The sequence below is a fragment of the Anaerolactibacter massiliensis genome (genome assembly GCF_900290205.1).
Taxonomy (GTDB): domain Bacteria; phylum Bacillota_I; class Bacilli_A; order Erysipelotrichales; family Erysipelotrichaceae; genus Bulleidia; species Bulleidia intestinalis.
The window spans coordinates 1,555,117-1,579,788 of record NZ_OLMH01000002.1 but is presented as its reverse complement, the minus strand read 5'-3'; the positions used below and the strand labels follow the sequence as shown (position 1 = coordinate 1,579,788).

Here is a 24,672-nt window from a genome sequence, read left to right as displayed (position 1 = left end):
CCTTCGTACGAAGCAGCTCCGCAACAGATCAGGAAAACTGTCAGTGCCTGAGCTAACATGCGGTCAATTCTATTGGCTGTGATGAACTTAGGAAAAGCAGTATTAGACCTGAGAACCCTGCGACTTCAGTCGTCGGGAGCAGTCAGGGAACTGCTGTTCTCGGTGGGCTACATCTCGATCGATCGCTTTGAAGAGATCCTGAAGCTTTCCGAAGAAAAACGGTATCGTCTGTTCCATGATTTCGGAAGCCTGAAAGGGAAGACTGTCCCGGGATTCTGAGCTCACAAGTTTCATTGCATGAACCGTGATCATCTTCGTTGACAGAACCAGGCTGATTTCTGATAATTCAGATAACAGGAAGACAGCGGGCATATCCCGCTTCTTCTGAGCATAATAGTTAGATTAAACTAATTAGAGGAGACGATATGAAACTGGTACTTGTCAGACATGGCGAAAGCGAATGGAATCAGAAAAACCTTTTCACCGGTTGGACCGACGTGGATCTGAGCGAGAAGGGACATGAAGAAGCGAAGCAGGCAGGAAAGCTCCTGAAGGAGCAGAACTATGACTTCGATCTCTGCTATACCTCTTATCTGAAGCGAGCAATTCATACGCTGAATCATATTCTGGATGAAATGGACCGCGACTGGCTGCCGGTGGAAAAGACCTGGAAGCTGAATGAACGGCACTATGGAGCACTGCAGGGCCTGAACAAAGCGGAAACTGCAGAAAAGTACGGAGCAGAGCAGGTGAAGCTGTGGCGCCGTTCCTATGATGTGGTTCCGCCGCTTCTGAAGGAGGACGATCCTCGCAATCCTGCTCGTCAGGAGATGTACCGCAATGAGGATCCGCTGGAGATGCCTCTTGGGGAGAGCCTCGAGAAAACGGTGGCGAGAGTAGTTCCTTATTATGAAGAAACCATTCTTCCGCAGATGAAGGCAGGAAAAAGAGTGCTGATTGCAGCACATGGCAATTCCCTGCGGGCTCTGGTCATGTATCTGAGCCAGCTCAGCAGAGAGGAAGTACTTTCTCTGAATATCCCGACCGGGGTTCCGCTGGTCTATGAGTTTGATGAGCAGTTCCGGGTTCTGAATCATTACTATCTTGGCAATGAGGAAGAAATCGCTGCCAGAACGAAGAGCGCTGCCAGCCCTCAGAAACAGTAATTCCTTTCCGGGTGAAGTCCTGATTTCTGAATTACTCTGATACAGAAGAAAATCATATTCCCCATGGCTTGCCATGGGGTTTTCAGTTATGTCCAGAATACTTTTCAGAGGGCTCTGTCCTGAAGCGGATGTCAAAAGAAACCAGACATGATATCGTTAGAGCATACAAGGAGAATGCACTATGCTTCAGATAACAAATCTTCATAAACGCTTCGGAGAGAAAGAAATTCTTCATGGAATTGATCTTTCCGTTCAGCCAGGAGAAATCTTCGGTTTCATCGGCCATAATGGAGCCGGAAAAACGACCACGATCCGCTGCGTGACAGGAATTCTGCCATTTGAGACAGGCAGCATTATAATTCACGGTCATGATATCCAGAAAGATCCGCTTGCCTGCAAGCGATGCTTTGCGTATCTCCCTGACAATCCTGACCTGTACGAGAACATGACAGGGATTCAGTTTCTGAATTTCATCGCAGATATCTTCGGAATGGAAGAAGACGATCGCATGAAGCAGATCGAGTCACTTTCAAAGGAACTGGAGATCTATGATCATCTCGGCGATCAGATCAAGGCGCTGAGCCATGGCATGAAGCAGAAGGTGGCAGTGGTCTCGGCATTCATGCATGACCCGGATCTGCTGATTCTGGATGAGCCCTTTGTCGGACTGGATCCGAAGGCGAGCTATGTGCTGAAGCAGAAGATGAAGCAGCTCTGCCAGCAGGGCGGGTCTGTTTTCTTTTCCTCGCATGTTCTGGAAGTCGTAGAGAATCTGTGCGATCATCTGGCGATCATCAAGGAAGGTCAGATTCTTCGCAATGGGACAACTCAGGAAATTCTGGAAGGCGGAAAGACTCTGGAAGAAATCTTTCTGGAACTGGAGCAGTAACATGAAACACTTCTGGATTCTGATCCGAGCGCAGCTCTGCAATCAGCTGCAGACATCCCGGAAAGGCAAGGTCAGGTCTCCCTGGGTTTCCTTGCTTGCCGGGGCTATGATCATGGCGTATCTGTCGATTTCCTACAGCTTCGGGCTTTACGACTCTCTCGATCCTTCTCAATATGGGCTTGGCTTGCAGTTTCTGGTCTGTCTTGGAACAGTCTTGCTTCTGGCATATGGGATTTCCTGGAGCAAGGAAATGGTGTTCGGGTTCCGGGATTTCGATTTCCTGATGAGCCTTCCGCTTCAGGAACAGGAGATTGTAGCATCCAAGCTGTTCTCGTTTCTTCTGATGGCTCTCTATTATGGGTGCTCTTTTCTTCTGCCTGGGGTCATCATCTATGGAGTGAAAGCTCATGCCGCAGCAGGATTCTATTTGCTGGCTCTGGTGGGAATGCTGATGCAGCCAGTCATACCGGCGGTGATTTCCAGCCTGCTTGGCTGGATGATCTATCGGCTCTCCAATGGCCGCAAGCATGCAGATCTGGTCCGCAATGCAGTTCAGATGGTCCTCTTTCTTCTGTTCATGGCAATCGGAATGCTGATGGGGCGCTCAGATGGTGCTGCGTTCGCAGCGCGGGCTGGAACTCTGATCAGATTGCTTCCCGTCAGCAATCTTTATGTCAGTGGAGCAGTCCGCGGATCCGTATTGCCGGTTGCGGCAATGATCGGAATTGAAACGGCAGCACTGTTTCTGTTTCTGAGGCTCTGTTCCAGAGCAGTTCTGAAAGCGGGAGCTGCAGGGAATCAGGGATACCATGATTCGCATTTCCGCCTGAAGCGCTCTGCTGCTCATCGGGCTTCTTCGGCTTTGCTGCGCAGGGATCTTTCTTCGTGGGCTGCCAATGCAACATATATGCTGAATACAGGATTCGGCCAGATCCTGCTGTTCGGCGGATCGATCTATCTGGCTTTCCGGATGCGTGGTTCCTCTCTTTCTGAGCTTGACCCGGATCTTGCACTGCTGCAGCCGATGGCAGGAAGCCTCATCATTTCTGCGTGTTCCCTGATCGTTCATTCTACCTGTACCACTGGAGTTTCAATCTCTCTGGAGGGCAGAAGGCTGTGGATTCTGAAAAGCATCCCGGTTTCTGCAGAAAGCATCCTGTTTTCCAAAGTGCGTGCAAATCTCGTGGTGGCTCTGCCGCTGGCAATGAGCTCACTCCTGATTCTGATGCTTGCATTTCATCAACCTGGAATGATGCTTCTGATGGGCATCGTCGTGCTGATTCTGGCCGGCTTGTTTACGGCAATGAGCGGAATGGCAGTGAATCTGCGCTATCCGAAGCTTGAATGGGATCGGGAAGTGGTTGCGGTGAAGCAATCTCTCTCTTCTTTTCTCAGCATTTTCGGAAACCTCATGGTCGGGGTCATTGTTCTCATCGCATGCGTGAATGGGGAAGGAGGTATTCAGTTCTTCCTCTGGGTAATGCTGTTTTATGGGGTGGCAGATCTTCTTCTGTATTTTCTTCTGACTACCTGGGGAGTGAAGAGATTTCAGTCGATCGGATAGACGGACTCGCCTGACCGGAGGAGCTATTCTGCAGGTACATGGATGAGATGAGTTCCAGCGTGAGTTTCCGCAAAGACGCCAGGAAATCGGAGGTATCATGACTGGTCGCGGCAGGCACTGCTGGAAGAAATTGCAATTCTCTTAGAATCAGGAAGAAGGATTGATCGCCAGCAAAGAAGTGCTGGATCTCATCCATTCGATTGTCGCAGTCTGCTTTCCAGGAGTCAGCGGATATTTTCTGTATGCTTCTTCCTGGCATCATGTCAATCTGAAACTGGTTGTTTTTCCATTGCCTGAGCGAGGAACTGATCTTCAATGGCTTTGCAAGTAGCGATGATTTTCATGCTTTCATCTCTTATGTATATGGGACGATTCGGAACTGGGATAAACCAATGCTTGTTCGGGCAACGGATTATCCATCATATGCAGAAGGACTATCACCTGCCGGTCTGAGACTGGCTCTGAATCTGAAAGGGATGGAAGGAATGCTCTCAAAGTCTGATCCCTTCTCTGATGCCGTCTTCTGTGCGAAGACGAAACGCATCCGGATGTATGCAAAGGATTTTCTGTGCCGCCGCATCTGCTGCAGTCTTCGGTCTGCCGCTCTATCCAGCAGTGCTTCTTTTCCATCTTTCTCTAAAAGACTGACCGATCATTCGGAAAATTATGTTAATGTAGGTATAATTTTCCTTATGCCCAGCTTCTATTTATCATTAGTTTCCTTGCAGAAGCCCAGTTTTACTGATTTTTATAAGAAAAATGTAGGCATAATCTTTCTTAGCGCAGTCCGAAATTCCTGGCAATTTCCTCTTCATCTTTCAAGTCCCAGATTGGCTCCTGCTCCATTTCGTAACCACAGAAGCTATGATCCATTGCCTTCTTCATCATCTCTACAGAGGGCTTTGCGTAGATTTTCGTGGTTTCTAAGGCTGAATGGCCAAGCAATCGTGAAATCAATTCAAGATCGACACCGTTTTGATACAGTTCTGTTGCACGGGTTCTGCGAAACATATGAGGATGGACTCTTTGAGGAAGATCAGGATGCTTCGGTCTGATCTTCTCTGCATACTTTTTGATGAATCGCTGTACATTCTGAGGAGACATCCGGTTGACTCTCCGGTGAATGACAGTATAGAACAGCAGGTCTGTAGGTGGTGAACCCTCATTATGGTAATGCTGGTAATACCGATTTAGGTGATTAACCGTCTTATCTGTAATAGGAACAATGCGTTCTTTATCTCCCTTGCCGTGAATCCGGATATATGGATCTTTTCGGGATAGGTTCACATCGCTTTTTCTCAGATCGAGAAGTTCACTCAGACGGATTGCTCTGTCATACAGAATGTCCATGATCGTGGTATCCCGGATCAGAATTTTCCTGGAATTCCCTGGAGCAGCGAGTAAAGCGGCCATGCATTCGCTGCTGATCACGTCGCGGACGACTTCACTTTCCCGAAGAAGCGGGAGATGCGATACTGCCAGCGCAACAGGCAGGACCTTGACGTCACAGTCTGAGGCATACCATAGATATGCATGCAATGCTGACAGCCTATGGTTGCAGGTTGTTTTGGCATAGCCGCGGTTCTGCAGATATTCCATGTAGTCCAGAACAAGCTCGTTAGTACAGTCGCTGAATGTAAAAGTAAGCATAGATTTCTTTTTCTCATTAGTGATAAAGCGCCGGAAAGAAGTGAGACCGTCGCGATAGGATTCAATCGTATTTTCACTTCGCCTTAGCTGCTGTGCCTCATACTTATCCAGGAAGTCACGCGTTTTCGAGAAGAATAGTGTACTGAAATCTTTCTTATTCATCAGTAATTACCTCCGGAATTACAGCAGAAGAAACCTTGTCCTTGCTACGGATTATCTTGATTGAGTCTTCAACAGCGTGATAGTAATAGTGCGTGTTTAGAACGCCGGCATGTCCCAGGTAATTGCTGAGAAATGGCATCATTGCATTTAAATCGACGCCCTGTTCCATCCACAGATTCATGCGCTTAGTCACGAAATAATGCCGAAAACTATGAACGGTAGGCTTTTTATCGCAGAGCTTGGAAGCTGCAGTCTGAGTCCAGATCTCATTGAACTTGCGGCATACTGAATGTTTTATGATGTGTTTGCTGGTATCTTTACTAGGATAGAACCAATCCGACTGAATCCCTTGTTCTGATGTCATCCAGAGCCAGTAGGATTGACAGAGCTCGGTCAGGTCATCCGCCATGTAGACAAGACGGTCTTTGTCTCCCTTTGAATGAATGATCGTGATAATTCCTTTTTCAAGATCTATGTTGCTGCGGCGCAATTCACATGCTTCGGAATTGCGAAGACCACAGCAGCAGATCATCCTGAACATGACGCGATACTCAGAATACATGCGGATGTGATCAGGATCATTATTTCTGCATCTTCCACCATCAAGAACACTGAAGAATTCCTGAATATCGCTGTCACTCATCAGGTATTGCATTACCTTAGGAAGATGGCAGATGTGATGAGGGATATAACATTCCGTTTCAAGGATGTTCATATAGATCGAAAAGGCCCGGAATATTGTCTCGCGTTTGTGCCTGCCGGATTTGCCTTCAGCAGAAGATGCTCCTTTTTCAATCCATGCTTCAAAGAGCTGCCTCGTGATGACTGGCTCGCTGATGTGATGTTCAACACAGAATCCATCGAAGCGTTTCAGGTAATAATCACAATCGTCATATGAATAGCCCTGTGCTCTTTTCTGTGTAATAAATTCATTGATATACGGCGCAAAGACACTGGCGCATTGATAGTGCTTATCCATAAAATGCACCTTCTTTTGGCCAGAAAATTCCAAGCTGGTTCAGCGAAATGGCACATTGTCTGGTACGCTGCTCATCGAGGTGCAGGTATTTGAATACAGTATCTTCTGAACGATGTCCCAGAGAATCTGAAATAACTGCAGCTTTTGTTTGGCCTCTCAGAAGAGCAGTCGCAAATGTCCTTCGTGTGATATGAAAACCTTTGTTTTCACCAATGAATCGTTCCAGTGCTTTCTGACAAACGCAGCGGCCGACCTTATCGTAAGGACTTCTGAAAGGAATAAAGAGATTCTCACTGCTGCTTTGTGGTCTTATCTGCAGATATCTGTAGATTGCATTGCCTACATGTACCGGCATGGGGAGCACTGCAGAGACTCCAGTCTTCATCTGAGTAAAACTGATTTGCTGTTTTTTCCAATCGATATCTGCTATCTTCAGCGACACGATGTCCGAAGACCGTATACCCATTCCAAGTCCAAGACATGAAATCGCATAATCCCGGCGTTCCATAGGAGTGAAGGCTTCCTGATCGACTTTCCAGAAATTCTCAACTGCTTCTTCTGGGAGAGTATCAATAATTCTGGTTTTCGGGGCATGAATGGAAGAAATCGCAGTATGCAGCCACTGGTTGCTGATGATGCCTTTATCTTCGAGATAGCAGATGAAGTTTCTGATTCGGCTGTTATAAGCAGCTTTCCCTTCTGCGGTTTCATGTTTATCCTGTGCATTGAAGCCAATTAGGATCTCTGGCGTAAGCTGATCAAACCCGGTTATTCCAACTTTATCGAAATATAGACAAAATCTGCTGATTGAACTCCGATACATCTCAATGGTAGATTGGGCACGGTTTTCTCTCTGTAGAACGGCTAGAAAGTCTTCCCATTCGACTCTGCACCATGCAGGTATGGTATCAATCATCTTTACTGGCTTAGGTGAAGTAGTCTGGCACGGAATGATCTCGCCGGTATCCGCAAAATGAAGAAATTGATACAATGCACGCCGCATTGATTTCCAGGATTTTCCAGACAATGGTTTTGCGTGTTCAAACCAGAGTTCCGCAATTTCTTTAGTGAGGGCAAGATCGTTTTTCTCTAGAAAAATCAACAGCAGAACTACGCTGCGATAATAATAATTGTATACAGATTTTGAGTACCGATTCTTCTTGAGCGCACTTTGAAAAGAAGAGGCAGTTTCCCAGAGAGAATGGTCAGCAGGGCGCATGGAATCCGCTGGAATGAAATATGTGTCCAATACAATCTGATTACGCGTGAGAATAGTCATTGCTTCTGCGTGCCCGTGCAGGCATTTACCGCGCTCAGCGAAGAAATCCAGCATCATACGTGCGGCACTTTCCTTTGACGCACGTGTGCACCTGGATTTGGAATTATTCTGACTCTGGTATAGGAGAATTAAATCAAATGTAACCTGGCGGATAGTCGTCACACCATGATTCTGCAGGAAAAGAATAAAATCCGAACATTTTCCCTGAAGAGATTTTACGTATGACGCACGTTTTCCTTCAGAAAGACAATGCGAAACAAACTCGTCTACTTCCTGTTTCAATACAGAAGTAAGCTGATCATACGGGCAGATCTGGAAACCGACATGCTGATCACGGATGCTGCCAGTTTCATAGACATCTATCAGCTGAACAAGGGCATGCTTAAGCTGCCGCTGTTTTGATGGTATTAATTCCCCGCTGTGTTCTTCAAAGCAAGCATTCAGTGCCTCTGGTGTGCATGAGGCACCAGAGGATATCAGCCATTCCTTAATCCTCTTATAGCTGTTCTGATGCTCATAGATTGCAGTGCTGCCATAGTGATTCGATGTAAGGAACTGCATCACTGTGTTTACGCACTCGTCGTACTTCTTCATAATGGTGTACCTCCTTCTATTGGTACTTTCATTATGCAGAACTGTATTATGTTATCCACATCATTGGAGCTACAGCGCAGCCATCTATGCGGAAATTAATAAATCATGGGCATAAGAAAAAGCTGGGCATAAAGACCATGCCATTGCCAGGAAGAAAAGTGCTGGCGCATGGAATTGACAGATCGATCAGCCCGGATAGAATGTAATTAATGGCATATGCCATTAATGAGAGGGATACATGCCAAGACCAGTCAGACCGAGAACCATCTATCAGAAACCGAAGTGCAGCCGATTTCAGCCGGAGAGGGGAGCCGAGGAAGAAGTAAACCTGACCCTCGATGAACTGGAGGCAGTACGTCTTTCTGATCTGATCTGCCTTGATCAGTCAGAATGTGCAGAGCGCATGAACGTTGCGAGAACGACGTTTCAGAATATTCTTGGCTCTGCCCATCAGAAGATTGCAGATGTGCTGGTCAATGGAAAGGCGCTGTGCATCGCGGGCGGCAGTGTATTCCTGGAAGATGACCCGATCTACGGCTGCTGCACAGACAGAACGATTCAGAAGATCGGATCTTCAGAGGAACTCGGAGGGAGAACGAACATGAAAATTGCAGTCACTTACAATCCTGAAACGGGAGAGATTTTCCAGCATTTCGGAAGAACTGAGTATTTCAAGGTTTATGACATTGAAGACAATCAGATTGCAAGTTCAAAAGTCAGAAGCACGAATGGCCAGGGACATGGTGCTCTGGCAGGAGTATTATCCGGGCTTGGAGCGGATGTGCTGATCTGCGGCGGAATCGGAGCAGGGGCGCAGAATGCTTTGGCTGGTGCTGGCATCCGTCTCTATGGGGGCTGTGCAGGAAGTGCAGATGAAGCAGTGAAGGCCTATCTTGCCGGAAAGCTGGAATATCAGGAAGACGTGCATTGCGATCATCATGAACATGAAGGCGGCTGCGGACATGAGGGAGGTTCGTGCTGCTGAACCAACGGCCGGAATGATTCCGGTCTTTTTCATGATATGATTTCCTTGAAAGGAAGCGGTGGAATGAAGGCATCCGAGGAGGAAGTGGGCAGGAAGATTTCCATGTTTCTCCATGGTTCATTTCCGGATGGGCAGTATGTGAATGAGTCAGATCTTCCGAGGATTGCTGCATTGCTGAAAGAGTATTCCAATGTTTCGGTATCCGTCGGAAAGAGCATTCTCAATGATGGTCATCTTGACTGCATCATCACTGTTTCGAGGTTCCTGGCGGGCAGTCAGCTTCGCTATGAGATCCGTTCACATGGAATCCGGAAGATGTATTATGATTCGCTGATCTGGATTGATGAAATTGAAGGATGGGATGCATTTCTGGATTGAAAGTCCTTCACCGTATGACTGCAGGAAAGGAAATAGCCGATGAAGAAAATCTACCTGATGAGACATGGAGAAACACTTTTCAATCTGATGGATATCAATCAGGGGCAATGTGACAGTCCGCTGACCGAAAAAGGAATTGCTCAGGCAGAAGCAGCGAAGAACTGGTTTCAGAATCATGGCATCCATTTCAGAGAAGTGTATTGTTCTCCGTTATTAAGAGCTTGTGATACTGCAGAATTGATTACCGATCTGCCGCTGCATCGGAGCAGAGAGCTGAAGGAAATCTATCTCGGATTCCGTGAAGCTTCTCCGAATTCAGATAATCCTCTTTTCCCGTACGGTGACTATTTCGTGAAGTACGGGGGAGAAGATCTGGATTCATTCGCCCATCGCATCGTTTCTGCCATCACGGAGATCGCAGACCACGCAGAAGAAGATCCGGTTCTGATTGTGGCACATGGTACCGTGATGCGCTGCTTTCTGAGAGCGATCGATCCGGATCATCGTGATCCGGGAGTTCCGGGCAATTGTGCCATTGCGGAATTGCAGTATGAAGATGGAAGGTTTGAACTGAAACAGCTGGCGGTTCCGGAAAAGGCTGAATAGATTCTTTCCGGGAATCATCATTGCTGTGCGGGATCATGAAAGCCAGGAGCTGTTTCCTGGTTTTTTTCTTCAGCAGAGGCTTGTGCTGAACGATATAATGACTCCATGGATCTGTTTGAAAGTGCCGGGGAGGAAACCCGCAGAAAAGAAGAACCGCTTGCGTCCAGGATGCGTCCGGAGACGCTGGAAGAAGTAGTCGGCCAGGAAGAAATCATCGGGAAGGGGAAGCTGCTGTATCGGGCGATCAAGGCGGATCGTCTGAGCTCCATTATCCTTTATGGTCCTCCTGGTACCGGCAAGACGACGCTTGCCCGAGTGATTGCCAATAGCACGAAAGCTGCGTTTTATCAGGTAAACGCTACGATTGCAGGGAAGAAGGATCTCGAAGAGATTGTTGCCAAGGCAAAAGAGAACTATGCGATGAGAGGCCAGCGCACCATTCTCTTCATCGATGAGATTCACCGGTTTAATAAGGGGCAGCAGGATTATCTTCTGCCGTATGTAGAAGATGGCACGGTGATCCTGATCGGAGCGACGACGGAGAATCCGTATTTTGAAGTCAACGGGGCATTGCTGTCGAGATCGAGGATCTTTCAGCTGAAGCCGCTGACAAAAGAAAATATCATCACGCTCCTGCATCGTGCTCTTGAAGACCCGATTAAAGGAATTGCCGGAGAGATGGTACAGATGGATGAAGATGCCGTCAGATTTCTGGCAGAGATGGCGGACGGGGATGCGCGAGCTGCTCTAGGTGCACTGGAACTGGCGGTGATGACCACAGACCGGGCAGACGATGGCTATGTGCATATCACGCTTGCGGTGGCAGAAGAATGCATTCAGAAGAAGAACATCCGTTATGACAAGGATGGCGACAATCATTACAATACGATTTCTGCGTTCATCAAAAGCATGCGCGGTTCTGACCCGGATGCGGCGCTGTATTATCTGGCAAGGCTGCTTTCGGCCGGGGAAGATGTGAGATTCATTTCCCGGCGGATCATGATTGCGGCAGCAGAAGAATGCGGAACTGCTGACCCACGGGCGCTCGAGATTGCGGTCAGCGCTGCAGAAGCAGTGGAACGGGTAGGCATGCCGGAGGGACAGATCATCCTGGCCGAGGCTGCGGTCTATATTGCGACTGCGCCAAAGTCGAATGCCTGCTCGGAAGGAATCTTCAAGGCCATGGAAGAAGTAGAGAAGAGCGGGAATCTGGAGATTCCTCCTTATCTGCAGGATGCACATTACAAGAGTGCTTCCAGGCTTGGCAGCGGAGTGGGCTACAAGTATGCCCATGATTATCCGAATCATTATGTGAAACAGCAGTACCTGCCGGATGCGATCCGGAACCGGAAGTTCTATGAAATCAGCGATGTTGCGTATGAAGCAAGGCTTCAGAAGTACTTCGACTATATCGGCCGGAATGATTACGGCCATGAGGGAAAGAAAGAAGGAAAGTAAGATGCTGTGGATCAAATGCCTTGCAGGTGCTTTGATCATGCTGGCGGTGCACTTCATCTCGAAGTCGCCGGTCTATTTTATCTCGGCGATCATGCTCAGTTTTCCAGGCCTCAGCATGATTGCATACTATTTCATGTATCAGGAACATGGCGCAGGGCAGGTGATGGGAACCGTGAAGTTTGCAATGTTTTCCCAGATTCCGTTTTTCTGTTTTCTGCTGTCTCTGTATCTGCTTCTGAAGAAACATACGATTGGTCCCTCGTTGTGCGGGGCGTTTTTCATCTGGCTGATGGCGGCAGGAATTCTGGTGTTTCTCTGGAAGCACTGAGAGAATGCTGTTCCTTGAAATGGGTATCTGAAGTGCCTATAATGCGGGTGTTGCAAAGGAAAGGAAAGGATTATTATGCAGCTGCTTGTTTATATCACGAGTCATGAAGACAGCGTGAATCCGATTATGAAGAAGCTCATGGAAAAAGGGTTCCATGGAGGCTCTGTAGTGGATTGCGAGGGAATGCTGAAAGCAGTCAATGAAGACAGTGTCGATGCGCCGGCCATCTTCGGCGGGCTCAGAAAATTCGTGAATCCGGATCGTCAGGTCAACAAGATGATTCTGGTCGTTCTGAAGGATGAAGAAGTGAGTGATGCAGTTGAGGTCATTCATTCCGTGTCAGGCGATCTGAAGCTTCCGAATACCGGTATTCTGTTCACGATGCCGATTACCACCTGGGAAGGGGTAAGCACGAAGTAATATGAGTGCATTATTCTATATTGCCATCTGCATGGCGGCTGGTCTTCTGATGACGCGTCTCATCCGGCTCATTCATCTGCCGAATGTCACTGCGTATCTGATTGCCGGCGTACTGATCGGACCATGCGTTTTTAATCTCGTAGGTTCTGAGGAGCTGGCCACATTCAGTGTGATCACAGAGTGTGCACTTGGCTTCATCGCCTTCTCCATCGGCGATGAATTCAAGATCTCCACGCTGAAGGAAATCGGCGGACCAGCCCTTCTGATCACGGTACTCGAGTCTGTGGGTGCAGTGGTCTGCGTCATGAGCATCACGATGGCCCTGGGCTTTGATAAGATTCTCTGCATCATGCTCGGCGCCCTTTCTGCTTCGACCGCACCGGCTGCTACGCTGCTGGTGGTACGTCAGTATAAGGCAGACGGACCGCTCACGAAGATGCTGCTGCCTGTGGTTGCGGCCGATGATGCGACTGGGCTGATTGCGTATTCCATCTGTGTCAGCATTGCTCTGAGCATCATCAACGGCGAGACGCTGACTGCAGCCAATACCGTGCTGCTGCCGCTGCTTCATATCATTGAAGCACTGGCTATCGGAGCAGGCCTTGGCACTCTGCTGGCGCTGACCCATCGCTTCTTCCGCTCTCATTCCAACCGCATGAGCTTCTGCATCGCGTTTGTCATGCTTGGTGTAGGCATTGCGGACTGGCTGGGTCTTTCCAACCTTCTGCTCTGCATGGCACTTGGTGCGATGTATGTCAATCTCAGCAATGATGCGGAGAAGATTCTGAAGTGCGTGGATGACTGGACCTATCCGCTGTTCATGCTGTTCTTCGTCATTTCCGGTGCACAGCTGAACCTCGCGGTTCTGCCGAAAGTCGGTCTGATCGGCATCGTCTATATCTTCGCACGGTTCGGCGGCAAGTTCCTCGGCGCTTGGCTCGGCGGAACGATCACCCATCAGCCGCCGGTTGTCAAAGACAACCTGGGCTGGGCTCTGATGCCGCAGGCTGGTGTTGCGATCGGCATGGCAACCCTGGCCCTTTCGCAGCTGCCGCTGGAATATGGCCAGCAGATTCAGACGGTCATTCTCAGTGCTACGCTGGTCTATGAAGTGGTCGGACCGATTGCTACAAAGAATGCGCTGAAGCGTGCTGGCGAAATTCACGCAAACGCATAATCATTCAGGAATCGCTGAAAAGCGGTTCTTTTTCTTCCTGGAGATGCTTTTTTCCAGACATGCATTTATAATGATGAAAAGGGTTTCATGATCGGAGGCAGAATAAAAATGGGAGCACAGTATTGCATCGGCGTTGATATCGGAGGCACATCCGTTAAGCTCGGTCTTTTCACCGTAACGGGTGCCCTGATGGATAAGTGGGAGATTCCTACCCGCAAGGATGAAGAAGGGAAATGGATCATTCCGGACATTGCCGCTTCAATCAAGAAGAAGATGGCAGAAAAGGGCATGCAGGACACGGATCTTGCCGGCATCGGCATGGGCGTGCCGGGACCGATTGAACCGGATGGACACGTGGCAGTATGCGTGAACCTCGGCTGGAAAGACCGTTATCCGGCCAAGGAACTGAGTTCAGAACTTGGCGGAAAGATCAGAGCTGTTGCCGGCAATGATGCCAATGTCGCAGCGCTTGGCGAGATGTGGCAGGGCGGCGGCAAGGGCCATACGAGCCTTGTTGCGGTTACCCTTGGTACCGGCGTTGGCGGCGGCGTGATTCTGAACAGCAGAATCGTGACTGGAACCCATGGCCTGGCTGGTGAGATCGGACACATGCATATCCGCGAAGAAGAAAAGGAATTCTGCAACTGCGGCGGCCAGGGATGTCTGGAACAGGTAGCCAGCGCAACCGGCATCGTCCGTGAGGCAAAACGGAATCTTGCCAATACCGAGATTCCTTCGAAAATGAGAGAATTCGGCGATGCGCTGACCGCCAAGGATGTGTGCGATTGTGCAAAGGAGGGCGATGCACTTGCCCTTGGAACTCTGGAGACGTGCTGCAGATATCTGGGCTGGGCACTTGCCTTAGTCACGCAGATTATCGATCCGGAGATCTATGTCATCGGCGGCGGAGTATCCAAGGCCGGACAGATCTTGATTGATCTGATCACGAAGTACTTCAATCAGTTCACTCCGCTTCTGAAGAAGAAGCCGGAGATCGCCCTGGCAACCCTGGGCAATGACGCCGGCATCTATGGCGCTGCCCGTCAGGTACTCGGAGACTGATGAGGAGCCGCTGCGGCGGCTCCTTTCTTTTCGTGCTACACTGTTTCTGAGGTAACGTGATGAATAATAAGAAATGGTTTCTCCTGGTCCCGGCAGCTGCTGCTGCTGCAGCCGCAGGCCTGCCGAGGGGTCTTGATATTACCCGCTATACGATCGCTGATGAAAGAATCAAGTCTCCGATCAGGATTGTCCTGCTGTCTGATCTTCACGATGACTCCTATGGAGAGAACATGAAGGGTCTGGAGATCCCGATCCGGGGAGAAAACCCGGACCTGATCCTGATGCCTGGAGACATGGCAGAAGAACACCGCCATCAGGACCATACCCTGATTCTCCTGAATCAGCTGAAAGAGATACCGATGTTCTATTCCACCGGAAACCATGAAGAATACCGCTGGGACCTCACGGATCTGAAAGAACGGTTCCGCAAAGCCGGTGTTGCCGTTCTGGATGAGAAGAGCTCCGTGATCACGATCCGCGGAACAGAACTGGAGATTGCCGGGATTTCCTGCCGGCATCGCGAATCCGAATTCACACCGGAACAGGTCAATGGCCTGTTCACCACGGATGATTTCAGGATTTTATTAAGCCATCGTCCGAACTGGGTAGATCTGTACCGGCAGATCAACTGCGATCTGATTGTCAGCGGCCATGCCCATGGCGGCCAGTGGAAGATTCCAGGAACCTCGATCGGCGTCGCTGCTCCTCAGCAAGGCTTCTTCCCGAAATGGACCGAAGGCATGCATGACCTCGGCAAGGCAAAGCTGATCATCAGCAGAGGCCTGGTACGCCATTACCACCATATCCCGAGACTTTACAATAACCCGGAACTTGTCGTGATCAATCTGGTTCCGAAGGAGAACTGATATGCCAGAGAAGATACCTCCGATTGAGAAAGTGTATGAAGCATATTCGGCCATCGCTGATGAGCGGATCATCATGCATGATACGTATGCGCTCGTGAAGTCCAGCGATGGAAAGAAGACCTATGAAGTAGACTGGAAGGACAATGTCTATTCATCTTCTGATAACGCAACCTACTGGCAGGGCTACCCTGGCTACCCGGTTCTGGCTGTGCTCATGCTGCAGGGAAAACTTCCATACCATAAAGAAAACGCAGAGAAGATGAAGAACGTCCCATGGAAGAAATGGAACGATCAGTACAAGCGGGACTATGCCGCTGCGGCAGAACATGTCTTTCAGGAACTGGAAGAAAAAGGTATCTCTTCTCAGAATATCCGTACCGATGCAGAAGCAGCCATGCAGGCATTATCCGGCCTGGATCTCACGGTAAGACGCGGCCGTCTGAAGCATTCAGAATGACAGATCTGTACCTTTGGAAATGCCGTTAATTTCTCGTTGACTCCTATTTTGGGCCATGATATATTAATAGGGCACTTGAGGAAAAGCGCATCTGTGGAGGTTTAGCTCAGCTGGGAGAGCATCTGCCTTACAAGCAGAGGGTCAGCGGTTCGAGCCCGTTAACCTCCACCATCGAATGCCGACTTAGCTCAATTGGCAGAGCAACTGATTTGTAATCAGTAGGTTGGAGGTTCGATTCCTCTAGTCGGCACCAGAGATGGAGACGTAGCGAAGAGGCTAAACGCGTCTGACTGTAAATCAGATCCCACTGGGTTCGGTGGTTCGAAACCACCCGTCTCCACCATCTATTTGATATAAACATCCTAGTGATGTCTATATATATACTGGGCAGCACTCGAGCCCGTTTACCACCATGACTCGGTAGCTCAGGTGGTAGAGCAACTGACTTTTAATCAGTGGGTCGGGAGTTCGAGTCTCCTCCGAGTCACCACGCTGCGGATGTAGTTCAATGGAAGAACGGCAGCCTTCCAAGCTGCATACGGGGGTCCGATTCCCCTCATCCGCTCCATCAAAGCAACCGCACAATGATGCGGTTTTCTTTTGCTTTATCAAAGGTACGCATTGGACTTGAAGGAATATTCCATGACCATGTAAGAACTCATTGAAGCACTGAAATCAGATCCCCGGAATCGTTCTTATACGGAAATAGGAATCTCTCGAATACTTCAGGTCAGCAATCTAGCAAGAATTCTGATTATCGGCCAGGCACCTGGCAGATAATCCGAACAATCCGGAATTCCGTTTGATGATAAGTCCGGCGAGAAGCTGATGAGCATTGACCGGAATCTGTTCTATTCTCCGGGGATCTCCCTCCCGGAAAGTTCATTGCCAAGGACTATCATGCGGAACTTCTGGAGCTGATGCCGGATATCAGGCTGACGATTCTGATCGGAAGATATTCGCTGGAATACTACCTGAAGAAGCGGATGATACAGAATGCGACTGAAACGGTCAGGGCATATCAGGAATATCTTCCGGAATACTGTCCGATGGTTCATCCGAGTCCCCTGAACTTCAGGTGGCAGGCAGGGAATCCGTGGTTTGAAGAACAGGTGATCCCGGATCTGAAGAAGATTGTTTATGAAATACTATGATTGAGAGTATGTGAGCCATGAAATGCAAGTCATTCCGATATAATGAGCCTAGAAGAAAATATCAATAAGTACGGAGGATTTAACTATAAGGAAGTCAAGTAGAAATTGACAGAAAGTGAGATTTAAGACGAAATCCAGCAGAATCTCACAAGTGATCTTTGAAATCGTGAATAAAGTACAGTTAAAACAACTACATTTGTAGCTTTGACTATGATGTGGATTATGTCTATCAGAATGAATCAATGGTTAGTGTACTAAGGCAGAATCGTAGACTGTATCGGTGGAGAGAAGCTTGTATATCACTCTCAGGAGCTTGCGGACGCAGTGTCCTTGAGCACAACGGTAAGTCTTTCCCTGATCTCGTTTCTTAGTATAATAATCATTGAAGACCTGGCAGTATTTACAGACTGTGAAGACAGCTTGATACAGGGCCTTGCGCAGATACCTGGATCCATGTTTGGAAATAGGCATGTGTGCAGCGTCATATTTGCCTGACTGGTGCACAAGAGGCTCCATACCGGCATAGGATATCAACTTCGCTGCTTCAGGAAAGTCGTTGATATCGCCGATCTCCGCAAGAATAGTCATTCCTGTTATGTAAGAGATGCCGGGAATGGAAGTTATAGGAGAGTTTAGCTGGTGACTGAATTCTTCTATTTTCTTATCCAGAGTGTCAATCTGTTCAGCTCTAGTATTGATCAGAGCAATCATAGACTGAACTTCAAGCGCAACGGCTGTGTTGTCATCACCCACTGAATTACGTGCAGCTTCTTTGATCTCTTCGGCAGTCACCTTAGAGCGTCTGCCGCGTCCGTTTACCTCAAGGGCTTTACGAAGGTTTCTGATATCTTCAGAAGCGATAGAAGCAGCACTTGGATATTCGGACAGGAACTGCATATAGGACTGAGAATATCTTGTCAAGGAGAGAGTATTTACTTCTGGGAAGACAATATCGAGAGCACGTTGAAGGCGGTTCATATCCTGATTCTGCTGCTCCTTCAGCTGGTGATAAAGACGAGTCAGCTCACGCAGCTTATCTGTTTGCATGGTCACAGCGGAGACAGAACGCCAGAACTTCTTCTCGCTGAGCATTTCAGCTATAAGCAGAGCATCCTTACGGTCATTCTTGGCCGACATACCAAGCTCTTTGCGACGCAGAGCAGTGGATCTTGGATTGATATATTTGACGGTGAACTTCTTCTCCAGAAGAAATTTCGTCAGATTGATCATATAGTGCCCGGTATCTTCCATGCCTACAGCATGTTTACGATGAAGAAACTGCTTTGTTTTGGAATAAAACAGATCAAGCCCTTTCTGATCATTCGTGAAAAAGAAAGACTTGATAAGAACTTCGCCGGTTTTGTCATCCATCACTGCAGCACAGTGCTTGAACTTACCGACATCAATGCCAATGCAAATCATAGTAATAACTCCTTTTAAAGATTGAATGTGACGAATACCTGTGCCACCGCCTCAAAAAGTATCAGAGAGTATGGTTCAAAATGTGAACTCACTTCAAGAAAAGAGAAGGGCTCATCTAACTAATCACAGTTACCTATACAACGAAGCGGCCAGATAATCCTCCACGTAGTCAAAGCTACAACAATGAAAAGTACAGGTACGCATTCACGATCTCAATTCTACACGGTTACCGGACCGATACTAAACCCGGTAGAGAAAGGAGACGCATACAAGTTATGCTTGGCTGGATGAGCCTAATTTGTATATACCATTTATGAATAGCGAGATTATGAGAGGCCTGCTGATCCCATTAGCGGGAACAAGTGCGGGCAGTGCATTGGTATTCTTTCTGAAGGATAAGCTGAGCCGGAATACAGAACGGGTCATGAACGGCTTTGCTTCCGGAGTCATGATTGCTGCAAGTATCTGGAGTCTGCTGCTGCCGGCGATGGAACAGTCTCCGACCAGCGGGGCGATGAGGTTTATTCCAGCAGTGCTCGGATACTGGGCTGGAATCATGTTCCTGCTCGTTCTGGACCATGTGGTTCCGCATCTTCACCTGCATGCGGATAGGCCGGAGGGAAAGTCTGGACATTACTCCAGAACCATGCTGATGCTGATGGCAGTGACCATTCACAATATTCCGGAAGGCATGGCGGTCGGAGTACTGTATGCGGGTCTGCATCAGGGAAATATGGGCATCACTTCCATGGCAGCCCTTGCTTTAGCAGTCGGTATTGCCATTCAGAATGTGCCGGAAGGCGCAATCATCTCAATGCCGCTGCATTCTGAGGGAGTGCCGAAACCGAAATCATTCTGGTATGGCGTGATCTCCGGAGCTGTGGAGCCGGTGGCAGGGTTCATCACCATTCTGCTGGCAGACGCAATTCTTCCGGTCATGCCGTATCTGCTCAGCTTTGCAGCAGGCGCAATGATGTATGTCGTCGTGGAAGAACTGATTCCGGAGATGAGTTCCGGGGAACATTCCAATCTCGGCACGATCGCATTTGCCGTGGGCTTCACGCTGATGATGGTGCTTGATATCGCATTAGGCTGATCTGATCACATTCTCTTTCTGATTCGGGATTTCCGAGTCAGAAAGAGAATGCTTTTTTCGGCTTGTGCTGAACCTGGATTTCTTCTACATTCAGATTGCAGGGACAGCTGTGCAGAGAAACTGGGACTTTGCTGCAGGGAGGATACACACGATGAAAGAATGGACAAGAGAAGAGAAATACCGGGTTCTGAAAGATCCGCAGGAATTATGGGAACTGCATGAGAAGACCGCGAAGTCAGACTTCCGGCAGACGTATCATATTCAGTCTGTGACCGGGCTGATGAATGATCCGAATGGCTTTGTCTGGCATGATAACAAATGGCATCTGTTCTATCAGTGGTGTCCATGGGGCGCAGTACATGGCCTCAAATACTGGTATCACATCGTTTCTTCTGACCTTGTTACCTGGAAGAATCTAGGGGTCTGCCTTATGCCGGACCGGGAGTATGACAATAAAGGTGCTTATTCCGGTTCTGCGATGCCGATCGGAGATTCATTATATCTGTACTATACCGGCAACAGCCGGGATGCAAACTGGGTGAGACATCCGTATACGTGTCTTGCAAAGCTGCGCGATGATGGCTGGACCGAGAAGTATCCGCTGCCGTTATTCGGACCGAATCCGAACTATACGGAACATCAGCGTGATCCGAAGATTCTGTATGTGCCGGAGATGCATTGCTATTACATCATTCTCGGTGCTCAGACCGCAGATCATCATGGCTGCGCCCTGATCTACCGCAGTGAAGATCTGCTGCATGGCTGGGTCTTTGCTGGTCAGCTGAATGTACCTGGATTTGAGAACTTCGGGGATATGTGGGAATGCCCGACGATTGAGAAGATCGGAGGCAAGGAAATCCTGATGTTCTGCCCGCAGCATCTCTCGATTCCCGGCAGAGGAAATTCGAAGAATCATAATGGCTATATCATCGGCAGCATGGACTGGAATAGTCTGACGTTTCAGCCGGTAACCCAGTTCCATGTGCTGGATTTCGGGTTTGATTCCTATGCGGCAGCCTGTGCAAACAATGTCAGTGATCCGGACAAAGCAATCCTGGTTGCCTGGATGGGCCTTCCGGACAGCAGCTACCCGACCGATGAAGAAGACTGGCAGGGATGCCTCACACTGCCAAGAGAACTGAGAATCCGCGGCCGCCGTCTTGTTCAGCAGCCATTGCCGCAGCTTAAGGAACTCCGCGATCTCGAACTTGATGTGACCAATGCCGAAAACGGAGCAGTATGCAATCTGCCGAGAGTCTGCGAGATGGAATTCTACTGCCGTCCTGGTGATTATCATCTCCGCCTGTTCAGCAGAGCAGATGGAGAGGGAGGTCTGAGATTAGACTACAATCAGAAGACTGGAAATATCACGATTGACCGATCCGGCATGGAAGTCCGGTTCAATGAAGAACAGGGGGAGTCCAGAACGAGAAATCTCAATAACGGTCTGACACATCTCAGAATTTTCATTGACCGCAGCAGTATTGAAATCTTTGTCAATGATGGCGATGCGGTCTTCACATCCAGAGTCTTCCCGAAGGGAGAAGAAACCCATTTCCAGGTAGCTGGCGATACGTTCTTGCGCATGTGGACACTGAAGCGTGCGATCAGAGATGATTTCGTGATCTGAATCAGAGAGGTTCTATGAATTACCTTGGAATTGACCTCGGAACTTCGACCATCAGCTTCATCCTGGCAGAGGACTCCGGTGATGTGCTGAAACAGATGACGCTGCCCAATACTGCAAATATCAGCGGCAGAACGAATGAATACCTTCAGGATCCGGACGTAATTCTGTCAGCAGTGTCATCTGCTATCAGGGAGGTCTCAGAACAATTTCAGATTGATGGCATCGGCATTACCGGACAGATGCATGGCATTCTCTATATTGATGAAGACGGAAATTCCTGCAGCAATCTCTATACCTGGGAAGATCAGAGGGGCAATGAACCATATCGGGAGGATCTGACCTATGCGGATCTTCTGAAGGAAAAGACAGGTTATTCGGTTTCTTCCGGTTTCGGATCACTGTCCTTGTTCTATGACACGATGCATGGAACAGTTCCGAAGCAGGCGAAGAAGATCTGCACGATTGCCGACTTTATCGAAATGAAACTCGGCCATCTCACAAGCCCGCAAACGCATTTATCGAATGCGGCAAGCCTGGGACTATTCGATCTGAGAACCAGCGGGTTTGATTTCACTGCGATTGAAAAAGCGGGGATGAACAGTTCCCTGTTCCCGGAAGTCTGTTCCGAGAAACTCATCGGCTGTATGAATAATGGCATCCCGCTTTCAGCGGCGATCGGAGATAACCAGGCAAGTTTCTTCGGTTCTGTGAATGGTCATAGCAGCACTCTGATCAATATCGGAACAGGTTCTCAGATCTCTGTCCTTTCGGATCAGATCATCTCACATCGCCTCCTGGACTGCCGGCCCTATCTGAACGGTAACTATCTGCTGGTCGGCGCAAGCTTATGCGGAGGCCGAGCTTATAAAATCCTGAGAGACTTTTTCCAGAGCGTGATCCGCATGGCAGGAGCCCAAGTGCCGGAGAACCTTTATGCATTCATGGATGCACAGGCAGGCATGTATACGGATACTGAGCTGCGCGTGGATAGCAGGTTCTCTGGAACCAGAATCGATCCGTCTCTCCGGGGATCGATTCAGAACATCAGCGACCGGAACCTGACTGCCGGCAGCTTATCCTTTGCCACCCTGAATGGAATATGCACAGAACTCTATGAGTTCTATCAGTCAGTCCCGGAGAATCTTCGCGCAAATGATGTGCTGATCGGCAGCGGCAATGGGATCCGGAATAGCAGCGTGGAGCGGGAGATCATCCGGAAGATATTCTCCAGGAAACTGGTGATTCCCAAGTGCAGCGAAGAAGCAGCGTACGGGGCTGCGCTGATGGCAATGTACAATTCCGGAAAACACTCCATGGAAGAAATCCGGAACATGATCAGCTATGAAGCTGAACAGGACTGACTGAAGCTATGTGCTTTTCACAAAATGTCATTCGGTAGAAGCCACACCCCTTTACGGGGCGGTTTTACGTTGTTTAGCCCTGATTCTCAATATAGTGTTCAATGGTTTCCTGAGATACCTGTCCTATCGATGCAGCAAAATAGCCATCTGACCATAACATTTTTTCTTTCCAGTAATGTTTTTTCAGCATATGCCCATGATTTTTCCACGCCTGATATGTGCTGTATTGTTTGAACACCGAAACGATACCAGTGATACTATCCATAGGATTATATTGCAGAAGAATATGGATGTGATCCTTATCTGTCTCCATACGCCTGATATACCAGTGATGTTCGATGCAAGCATCAAACATGTATTGCTTAACGTCAGTTCTGAACGTGCCGAACAGTAAGGCTTTGCGATACTTTGTCGCAAAGATCAGATGTACCATGAGCAGATTCTTGTTATGCCGTCGGTGCTGATAAATGTTATTCATATGCTTACATTCTCACTATAAATATTATAAAATATTTATATAGTGAAATCGTGTTCTCACGAAAAGGAGCAGGTCCAACATGCAGATTGGCGAAACGATTAAAGTACGTCTGACTTCTGAGAGTGGCACTAATCTGCTGTTTTTTCAGACCGCTTATCAATATATGCTTGGATGTAATTTTGCCTCCGAATGGATCTTTCAACATGACTTCTGCATCAATTCCAATGAGGTTCAGAAACATGTATATTACGATCTGCGTGAACTGTTTGGACTAAAGGCACAGATGGCTATCTCGTGCATTAAAACAGTTACTGCCAGATATCAGACCGTCGATACGCAGATGAGAAACAATCCGTACCGGTTTACCGCGGATGGTAAACACTACAGCTTTCATCGGGATATGACATGGCTTCAGAAACCAATTGCGTTCAACCGCCCGCAGTGCGATCTGGTACGGAACCGTGATTACAGTTTTGTACATAACAAAATTGACGGCCACATTCAGCTCTCCATCAACACGCTCGGCAAACGGGCTGTATGCGATTTTGTACTGCCCGAATCCATGCAGAGATTCTTTGACAGTAGCTGGACGCTTGGCACAGCGAAACTTGTGGAACTGAATGGCATCTGGTATCTGCATATTTCCGTAACAAAGAACGTTGATGAATTTGAAAGAGGTGATGTGAAGCATGTTGTGGGCATTGACAGAGGTCTTAGATTTCTGGCATCTGTCTATGACGAACAGCAGAAAACACAGTTTTTCAGTGGCAAAGAGATTTTACGCAAACGTGATAAATTTGACGCTGTACGTGCACAGCTTCAGGCGAAAGGAACACGGTCAGCCAAACGCAGACTGGCAAGTATTTCCGGGCGAGAGAACCGTTGGATGAGTGATGTCAATCACTGCATCAGTAAGGCACTCGTCCGGCGATACGGTCCGGGAACATTGTTTGTACTGGAAGATCTGACCGGTGTATCTTTTGAAGAAGAAAACATGCACGGCGCAAAGCAGACACATGACCTGCGGAACTGGTCATTCTATGACCTTGAAACAAAGCTGACGTATAAGGCAAATGAATCTGGCTCCAGTGTGCTGAAGGTAAACCCGCAGTACACTTCTCAGCGCTGTCCGAGATGCGGTGCTGTCGTAAAGGGAAACCGTGATCACAGCGAACACTTATACAGGTGCAGGCAATGTGGCTATACCAGCAACGACGATCGTATCGGGGCAATGAACATCTACACGCTCGGCACGCTCTGGGTCAGCGGAAATGAAAATCCGCAGTTCGATAAGATTAAGCTGATCGAGCCTGCGGAATCAGTATCAGTAAATTAAGCTAAGGCTTCGGTATACCGGAGCGCTATCAAACGGGTGTTGTCAATCATCCGGCGATGTGACGCCACAGGAGGTATAATCCTCGCTAGCAGAAACCAGGAGGCTTATATGAGCACGCTTGTACTGGTGGAGGCAGTCACAAGCCTCGGCCCTTTACGGGACGGGGTAATTGACT

General features: G+C 48.5%; 25 protein-coding genes and 5 tRNA genes. 25 read left to right on the top strand and 5 right to left on the bottom strand.

The features are described 5' to 3' along the window. Positions 1-72: 72 nt before the first annotated feature. The 5 genes from C7E00_RS16045 (at position 73) to C7E00_RS16225 (ending at position 3,950) form a co-directional block, all read left to right on the top strand. Positions 73-279: a hypothetical protein gene (locus C7E00_RS16045; RefSeq protein WP_135358212.1), complete on the top strand. Its 207-nt coding sequence runs from the start codon at positions 73-75 to the stop codon at positions 277-279. A gap of 146 nt (positions 280-425) precedes the next feature. Then, positions 426-1,166, top strand: a complete 741-nt coding sequence (gpmA, locus tag C7E00_RS11110; RefSeq protein WP_105304333.1) for a 2,3-diphosphoglycerate-dependent phosphoglycerate mutase — start codon at positions 426-428, stop codon at positions 1,164-1,166. Between the two features lie 181 nt (positions 1,167-1,347). Beyond that, positions 1,348-2,055 carry an ABC transporter ATP-binding protein gene (locus tag C7E00_RS11105; RefSeq protein ID WP_105304332.1) on the top strand — a complete coding sequence of 236 codons (708 nt, stop codon included), beginning with the start codon at positions 1,348-1,350 and terminating at the stop codon, positions 2,053-2,055. 1 nt (position 2,056) lies between these two features. Beyond that, positions 2,057-3,619: a putative ABC transporter permease subunit gene (locus C7E00_RS11100; RefSeq protein WP_167836568.1), complete on the top strand. Its 1,563-nt coding sequence runs from the start codon at positions 2,057-2,059 to the stop codon at positions 3,617-3,619. A gap of 160 nt (positions 3,620-3,779) precedes the next feature. Further along, positions 3,780-3,950, top strand: coding sequence for a hypothetical protein (locus C7E00_RS16225; protein WP_167836567.1), 171 nt, complete (start codon positions 3,780-3,782; stop codon positions 3,948-3,950). Positions 3,951-4,396: 446 nt separating this feature from the next. Here the strand turns inward: C7E00_RS16225 and C7E00_RS11095 are convergent, their stop codons facing one another. From C7E00_RS11095 to C7E00_RS11085, 3 genes are read right to left on the bottom strand one after another with little or no spacing between them, the layout of a single operon-like run. Further along, a complete protein-coding gene (locus tag C7E00_RS11095; RefSeq protein WP_105304330.1) occupies positions 4,397-5,431 on the bottom strand; it encodes a tyrosine-type recombinase/integrase in 1,035 nt (344 codons plus the stop codon). Next, on the bottom strand, positions 5,424-6,410 hold the full coding sequence (locus C7E00_RS11090; RefSeq protein WP_105303441.1) for a tyrosine-type recombinase/integrase: 987 nt from the start codon (positions 6,408-6,410) through the stop codon (positions 5,424-5,426). Before C7E00_RS11090 ends, C7E00_RS11095 begins: the two co-directional genes overlap by 8 nt. Continuing rightward, positions 6,403-8,283 carry a tyrosine-type recombinase/integrase gene (locus C7E00_RS11085; protein ID WP_105304329.1) on the bottom strand — a complete coding sequence of 627 codons (1,881 nt, stop codon included), beginning with the start codon at positions 8,281-8,283 and terminating at the stop codon, positions 6,403-6,405. The genes C7E00_RS11090 and C7E00_RS11085 overlap by 8 nt, the downstream gene beginning before the upstream one ends. Positions 8,284-8,521: 238 nt before the next feature. On the opposite strand from C7E00_RS11085, the gene C7E00_RS11080 reads away from it, so the two are divergent. The 16 genes from C7E00_RS11080 to C7E00_RS16525 all read left to right on the top strand — a co-directional run bounded on the left by C7E00_RS11080 (position 8,522) and on the right by C7E00_RS16525 (position 17,174). Further along, complete coding sequence (locus C7E00_RS11080) at positions 8,522-9,268, top strand: DUF134 domain-containing protein (RefSeq protein ID WP_105304328.1); 747 nt, start codon at positions 8,522-8,524, stop codon at positions 9,266-9,268. A 63-nt stretch (positions 9,269-9,331) separates the two neighbouring features. Next, a complete protein-coding gene (locus C7E00_RS11075) occupies positions 9,332-9,646 on the top strand; it encodes a hypothetical protein (RefSeq protein ID WP_105304327.1) in 315 nt (104 codons plus the stop codon). Positions 9,647-9,685: 39 nt separating this feature from the next. After that, on the top strand, positions 9,686-10,252 hold the full coding sequence (locus C7E00_RS11070; protein WP_105304326.1) for a histidine phosphatase family protein: 567 nt from the start codon (positions 9,686-9,688) through the stop codon (positions 10,250-10,252). Between the two features lie 105 nt (positions 10,253-10,357). Continuing rightward, positions 10,358-11,710 carry a replication-associated recombination protein A gene (locus C7E00_RS11065; protein WP_105304325.1) on the top strand — a complete coding sequence of 451 codons (1,353 nt, stop codon included), beginning with the start codon at positions 10,358-10,360 and terminating at the stop codon, positions 11,708-11,710. Between the two features lies 1 nt (position 11,711). Further along, on the top strand, positions 11,712-12,038 hold the full coding sequence (locus C7E00_RS11060) for a GlpM family protein (protein ID WP_167836566.1): 327 nt from the start codon (positions 11,712-11,714) through the stop codon (positions 12,036-12,038). 75 nt (positions 12,039-12,113) lie between these two features. Next, positions 12,114-12,458, top strand: coding sequence for a hypothetical protein (locus C7E00_RS11055; protein ID WP_105304323.1), 345 nt, complete (start codon positions 12,114-12,116; stop codon positions 12,456-12,458). Position 12,459: 1 nt separating this feature from the next. Next, positions 12,460-13,635 (top strand): cation:proton antiporter, encoded by a 1,176-nt coding sequence (locus C7E00_RS11050; protein WP_105304322.1) that lies wholly within the window; start codon positions 12,460-12,462, stop codon positions 13,633-13,635. Positions 13,636-13,743: 108 nt separating this feature from the next. Continuing rightward, on the top strand, positions 13,744-14,697 hold the full coding sequence (locus tag C7E00_RS11045; RefSeq protein ID WP_105304321.1) for an ROK family glucokinase: 954 nt from the start codon (positions 13,744-13,746) through the stop codon (positions 14,695-14,697). Between the two features lie 59 nt (positions 14,698-14,756). Continuing rightward, positions 14,757-15,563, top strand: coding sequence for a metallophosphoesterase (locus C7E00_RS11040; protein ID WP_105304320.1), 807 nt, complete (start codon positions 14,757-14,759; stop codon positions 15,561-15,563). A gap of 1 nt (position 15,564) precedes the next feature. After that, positions 15,565-16,020, top strand: a complete 456-nt coding sequence (locus C7E00_RS11035; RefSeq protein WP_105304319.1) for a hypothetical protein — start codon at positions 15,565-15,567, stop codon at positions 16,018-16,020. A 95-nt stretch (positions 16,021-16,115) separates the two neighbouring features. Continuing rightward, positions 16,116-16,191 (top strand) — tRNA-Val (locus C7E00_RS11030). A gap of 6 nt (positions 16,192-16,197) precedes the next feature. After that, positions 16,198-16,273 (top strand) — tRNA-Thr (locus C7E00_RS11025). A gap of 5 nt (positions 16,274-16,278) precedes the next feature. Continuing rightward, a tRNA-Tyr gene (locus C7E00_RS11020) sits at positions 16,279-16,363 on the top strand. A 71-nt stretch (positions 16,364-16,434) separates the two neighbouring features. After that, a tRNA-Lys gene (locus C7E00_RS11015) sits at positions 16,435-16,510 on the top strand. A gap of 4 nt (positions 16,511-16,514) precedes the next feature. Further along, positions 16,515-16,588 (top strand) — tRNA-Gly (locus tag C7E00_RS11010). Between the two features lie 352 nt (positions 16,589-16,940). Then, complete coding sequence (locus C7E00_RS16525; RefSeq protein ID WP_239928563.1) at positions 16,941-17,174, top strand: uracil-DNA glycosylase family protein; 234 nt, start codon at positions 16,941-16,943, stop codon at positions 17,172-17,174. A 246-nt stretch (positions 17,175-17,420) separates the two neighbouring features. Here the strand turns inward: C7E00_RS16525 and C7E00_RS11000 are convergent, their stop codons facing one another. Then, complete coding sequence (locus C7E00_RS11000) at positions 17,421-18,596, bottom strand: IS110 family RNA-guided transposase (protein WP_105304318.1); 1,176 nt, start codon at positions 18,594-18,596, stop codon at positions 17,421-17,423. A 313-nt stretch (positions 18,597-18,909) separates the two neighbouring features. Between C7E00_RS11000 and C7E00_RS10995 the strand changes: the two genes are divergently transcribed. The 3 genes from C7E00_RS10995 to C7E00_RS10985 all read left to right on the top strand — a co-directional run bounded on the left by C7E00_RS10995 (position 18,910) and on the right by C7E00_RS10985 (position 22,683). Continuing rightward, positions 18,910-19,692: a ZIP family metal transporter gene (locus C7E00_RS10995; RefSeq protein ID WP_105304317.1), complete on the top strand. Its 783-nt coding sequence runs from the start codon at positions 18,910-18,912 to the stop codon at positions 19,690-19,692. A gap of 151 nt (positions 19,693-19,843) precedes the next feature. Then, complete coding sequence (locus C7E00_RS10990; RefSeq protein ID WP_105304943.1) at positions 19,844-21,322, top strand: sucrose-6-phosphate hydrolase; 1,479 nt, start codon at positions 19,844-19,846, stop codon at positions 21,320-21,322. Positions 21,323-21,336: 14 nt separating this feature from the next. Continuing rightward, on the top strand, positions 21,337-22,683 hold the full coding sequence (locus C7E00_RS10985) for a sedoheptulokinase (protein WP_105304316.1): 1,347 nt from the start codon (positions 21,337-21,339) through the stop codon (positions 22,681-22,683). A 73-nt stretch (positions 22,684-22,756) separates the two neighbouring features. On the opposite strand, the gene tnpA is transcribed toward C7E00_RS10985, so the two are convergent. Further along, positions 22,757-23,161 carry an IS200/IS605 family transposase gene (gene tnpA, locus C7E00_RS10980; RefSeq protein ID WP_105304315.1) on the bottom strand — a complete coding sequence of 135 codons (405 nt, stop codon included), beginning with the start codon at positions 23,159-23,161 and terminating at the stop codon, positions 22,757-22,759. A 79-nt stretch (positions 23,162-23,240) separates the two neighbouring features. Here tnpA and C7E00_RS10975 point away from each other — a divergent pair, with 79 nt between their 5' ends. Then, complete coding sequence (locus C7E00_RS10975) at positions 23,241-24,497, top strand: RNA-guided endonuclease TnpB family protein (protein ID WP_105304314.1); 1,257 nt, start codon at positions 23,241-23,243, stop codon at positions 24,495-24,497. The last annotated feature ends 175 nt before the right edge of the window (positions 24,498-24,672 follow it).